Annotated in this window: 3 protein-coding genes; all 3 read left to right on the top strand. The window is 73.6% G+C overall.

Annotated elements, in window-relative coordinates:
- The coding region (locus RUMESO_RS02070; RefSeq protein WP_037277710.1) for an integrase core domain-containing protein at nucleotides 1-245 on the top strand (245 nt) is incomplete at its 5' end.
- A gap of 45 nt (nucleotides 246-290) precedes the next feature.
- On the top strand, nucleotides 291-1,517 hold the full coding sequence (locus RUMESO_RS02075; RefSeq protein WP_051520925.1) for a Y-family DNA polymerase: 1,227 nt from the start codon (nucleotides 291-293) through the stop codon (nucleotides 1,515-1,517).
- On the top strand, nucleotides 1,514-4,868 hold a 3,355-nt coding region (locus tag RUMESO_RS02080; protein WP_051520926.1), incomplete at its 3' end, for an error-prone DNA polymerase. The genes RUMESO_RS02075 and RUMESO_RS02080, both read left to right, overlap by 4 nt.

Here is a 4,868-nt window from a genome sequence, read left to right on the forward strand (position 1 = left end):
CCCGCCAGCTCGGGCTGAAGCCCTGCTTCACGCCCGTGAAGAGCCCCCAAAGCAATGGCATCTCCGAGGCCTTCGTCCGCACCCTGAAGCGCGACTACGTCCAGGTCACGCCCTTGCCGGACGCTGCCGCTGTCCTCGGATTGCTCCCAAGCTGGTTCGAGGACTACAACGCCCACCACCCGCACTCCGGGCTGAAAATGCGCTCGCCTCGCGAGTTCATCGCCGCCCAAACCGCAACCGCCTGAGTGTTCGGTCAAACGGGGGCCAGATCACTCCGGCGCTACGCGCCCGTGGTCGCAGCCGACCCACCCGACGGGCTGGTCCTCGACGTCACCGGAGCGGCGCACCTGCACGGGGGCGAGGCCGGGCTGCTCGACGACCTCCTGCGCCGCTTGGGCGGAGCGGGGATCGCCGCGCGGGCGGCAGTGGCGCCCACCTGGGGCGCGGCCCACGCGCTTGCCCGCTGGGGTGGCTCGGCGACGGCGATCGTCGAGGGGTCTGCCCTGGCCGAGGTGCTGGCGCCGCTTCCGGTGGTGGCGGTGCGCCTCACCGCTCCCCTCGTGGACGAGCTGCGAGGTCTCGGGGTCGACACCGTGGGCCAGCTCGCGGCCCAGCCCCGGGCGCCGCTGGCGCTGCGCTTCGGCTCCGAGCCGGGCCGGCGTCTGGACCAGGCGCTCGGGCGACGGCCCGAGCCCATCACCCCGGTCGAGGTGCCCGAGCTGCCGCAGGTGAGCCGCATCCTCGCCGAGCCGATCGCCGCGCCCGAGGTCCTGGCCCGCCACGTGGACCGGCTGACGCAGGCCCTCTTCCGCGTGCTGGAGGAGCGCGGTCTGGGCGCGCGCCGGCACGACCTCCTGGCCCACCGCGTCGACGGCCGGGTCGAGGCGGCGCGGGTGGGCACGGCCCGGCCCACCCGCGATCCTCGCCACCTCGCGCGTCTGCTGCGCGACCGCCTGGAGCGGGTGGACCCCGGCCTTGGCGTCGAGCGCCTGACGCTTCTTGCGCCTCAGACCGAGCCCCTGGGCTGGCGGCCCGCCCGCTCCGAGCTGGGCGAGGCCCCCGAGCCCGACCTCGCTGCGCTCATCGATGCCCTCGTGGGCCGCATGGGCGCGGCGCGGCTCTACCGCTGGGCTGCGGTGGAGAGCGACGTGCCGGAGCGCTCGGTGCGCAAGGTGGCCCCCTTGGCCGCGCCCACTCCGGGCCGATGGGAGCCCGGCTGGCCCCGCCCGGCTCGCCTGCTGGCCACCCCCGAGCCCGTCGACACGCTGGCGCTGCTGCCCGACCACCCGCCGGTCCACTTCACCTGGCGGGGCACGCGGCGACGGGTGATCCGGGCCGACGGCCCCGAGCGCATCTTCGGCGAGTGGGCCCGCGCGGACGCTGAGCTCTGGGCCGTGCGCGACTACTTCGTCGTGGAGGATGAGGCGGGCGCGCGCTTCTGGCTGTTCCGCGCGGGCGACGGTCAGGACCCCGCCACGGGGTCGCAGGCCTGGTTCCTCCATGGGCTGTTCGCATGAGCGAGCCGGCCGACACCCGGAGGCCTCATGGAACCGGCCCCGCTACCAGCCCGCCCGTCCGCTACGCCGAGCTCCACTGTGCGAGCCACTTCTCCTTCCTGCGCGGCGCTTCCTCTGGCGAGGAGCTCTTCGCGGCCGCCGCCGAGGGCGGCCTGGAGGCGCTGGCCATCACCGACCTGCACAGCCTCGCTGGGATCGTGCGGGCGCACGAGGCGGCCAAGGTGACAGGTGTGCGCCTCATCGTGGGCTGCCGGCTGGACCTGACGGACGGCGCGACCGTGCTGGTCTACCCTGAGGACCGCGCCGCCTACGGCCGGCTCTGCCGCCTGCTCACCTTGGGCAAGCTGCGAGGCGGCAAGGGCCAGTGCCACCTCGGCTGGGACGATCTCGCGGCCCACGCCGAGGGCCTCTGGGCGGTGCTGGTGCCGGACGAGCCCGACGCCCGCTGCGCGGCCGACCTGCGCCGGCTGCGGGACGTCTTCGGCGACCGCGCCTCGCTGGCACTCACCCTGCGGCGGCGGCCGCGCGACCAGCTGCGCCTGTACGAACTCGCGCGCCTCGCAGCCGAGGCAGGGGTCCGCCCCGTCGCCACCGGTGACGTGCTCTATCACCACTCCCGCCGGCGCGTGCTCCAGGAGGTGATGACCTGCATCCGGCATGGCTGCACCCTCGACGCGCTGGGTCACCGCCGCGAGCGCTTTGCCGACCGCCACCTGAAGAGTGCGGCCGAGATGTACCGGCTCTACGCCGCCACTCCCGAGGCGCTCGCGCGCGGCATCGAGATCGCCGCGCGCTGCCGGTTCTCACTCGACGAACTCGCCTACCAGTACCCCGAGGAGGCCACGATCCCGGGCCTCACGCCCCAGGCGGCGCTGGAGCGGCTCACCTGGGAGGGGGCGGCCGAGCGCTACCCCGAGGGGGTGCCCGAGGAGGTGGAGGGGCTCCTGCACCGCGAGCTCGCCCTCATCGGGGAGCTCGCCTACGCGCCCTACTTCCTGACCGTCCACAGCATCGTGCACTTCGCGCGCTCGCGCGGCATCCTCTGCCAAGGCCGGGGCTCGGCCGCGAACTCGGCCGTGTGCTTCGCGCTGGGCATTACCTCGATCGACCCCGAGCGCTCCGACCTGCTCTTCGAGCGCTTCGTCTCGGCCGAGCGGCGCGAGCCCCCCGACATCGACGTCGACTTCGAGCACGAGCGGCGCGAGGAGGTGATCCAGTGGGTCTACCAGACCTACGGGCGCGAGCATGCCGCGCTCTGCGCGACCGTGATCCGCTACCGCGTGCGGGGCGCCCTGCGCGACGTGGGCAAGGCCCTGGGCCTCTCCGAGGACCTCCTGAAGGCGCTCTCCTCCCAGGTCTGGGGCTGGGCGGGGATGGGCGTGGAGATGAAGCACGCAGCCGAGCTCCACCTCGACGTCTCGGACCGGCGCCTCCGGCTGACGCTTGAGCTCGCGCAAGAGCTCATCGGCACGCCCCGGCACCTGAGCCAGCACCCGGGCGGCTTCGTTCTAACCCGCGACCGCCTCGACGAGCTCGTCCCCATCGAGCCCGCTGCCATGGCCGGCCGGCAGGTGATCGAGTGGGACAAGGACGACATCGACGCGCTCCGCTTCATGAAGGTGGACTGCCTGGCGCTGGGCATGCTCTCGTGCCTGCGCCGCGGCCTCGACCTCCTGGCCGAGCACAAGGAAGTCCGGCTCGACCTCGCCACTATCCCGCCCGAGGACCCGCGCACGTACGCCATGATCCGCCGCGCCGACACCTTGGGCGTGTTCCAGATCGAGAGCCGCGCGCAGATGGCGATGCTGCCCCGGGTGAAGCCGCGCACCTTCTACGACCTCGTGGTGGAGGTCGCGATCGTGCGGCCCGGTCCCATTCAGGGTGACATGGTGCATCCCTACCTGCGACGGCGGGAGGGCCGGGAGCCCGTGCGCTACCCCACGCCTGAGCTCGAGCGTGTGCTGGGCAAGACCCTGGGCGTGCCGCTGTTCCAGGAGCAGGCCATGCGGGTGGCCATCGAGTGCGCGGGCTTCTCGCCCGGCGAGGCGGATCAGCTCCGACGCGCCATGGCCACCTTCAAGTTCACCGGGGGCGTGTCGCCCTTCCACGACAAGCTCGTCTCCGGCATGGTCGCGCGCGGCTACACGCCCGACTTCGCCGCACAAACCTTCCGGCAGCTGGAGGGCTTCGGCTCCTACGGCTTCCCCGAGAGTCACGCCGCCTCCTTTGCGCTCCTGGCCTACGCCTCGTCCTGGCTCAAGTGCTGGCATGCGGACGTGTTCTGCGCGGCGCTCCTCAACAGCCAGCCCATGGGCTTCTACGCCCCCGCCCAGATCGTGAGGGACGCCCGCGAGCACGGGGTCGAGGTGCGCCCCGTCTGCGTCAACGCCTCGCGCTGGGACTGCACGCTGGAGCCTCGGGACGGAGCGAAGGAACCAGAGGCCCCGGCGACCTCAACTCGGAGGGGAGAGCGGAGGGGAGATGGGCTGGGGCGGTGGGGCAGAGGGCCAGCGGCCCTGCTCCGGCAGATACCAGGTGACCGCTTCGCCGTCCGCCTGGGCCTGCGCCTGGTGGCGGGCCTGTCCAACGCCGACGCGGCCCGGCTGGTCGCCGCCCGGGGCGAGCGGCCGTTTGCCAGCGTGGACGACCTCTGGCGGCAGGCGGGCTTGCCGGTGGCGAGCCTCGTTAAGCTGGCCCGAGCCGATGCGTTCCGCCCCGCGCTGGGCCTCGCCCGACGCGAGGCGCTCTGGGCCCTGAAGGGGCTGCGCGACGAGCCGCTGCCGCTGTTTGCGGCGGCGACCGAGCGGGAAGAAGGGCAGGGGGGCGGGATGGCCGCTCCGGAGGCCCAAGAGCCGGGGGCGGCGCTCCGGCCAATGCCGGCGGGGCGGGAGGTGGTCGAGGACTACCGCCACACCAGGCTTACGCTGCGGCGCCACCCGGTGGCGTTCCTACGCGAGGACCTCGCCCGGAGGCGGGTCCTGACCTGCGCCGAGGCCGGGGCGCTGCGGGACCGCCGCCCCGTCCGCACCGCCGGGCTCGTCCTCTTGCGCCAGAAGCCCGGCTCGGCCAGCGGCGTGGTGTTCCTCACGATCGAGGACGAGACGGGCGTGGCGAACCTGGTGATCTGGCCGCAGCTTGTCGAGGCGCAGCGCCGGGAGGTGCTCAGCGCGCGGATGCTGGGCGTGGAGGGCCAGGTCCAGCGCGAGGGCGAGGTGGTCCACATCGTCGCGCGCCGGCTCCACGATCTGTCCGGCCTACTCGACAGCTTGGGCGAGCGGGACGGGGCCGAAGCGTCGCAGCAGGGCAGGGGGGAGGAGCAGGGTGGGGGACCTGGAGAGCACGCCCACCGCT

Source organism: Rubellimicrobium mesophilum DSM 19309 (assembly GCF_000600335.2).
Taxonomy (GTDB): domain Bacteria; phylum Pseudomonadota; class Alphaproteobacteria; order Rhodobacterales; family Rhodobacteraceae; genus Rubellimicrobium; species Rubellimicrobium mesophilum.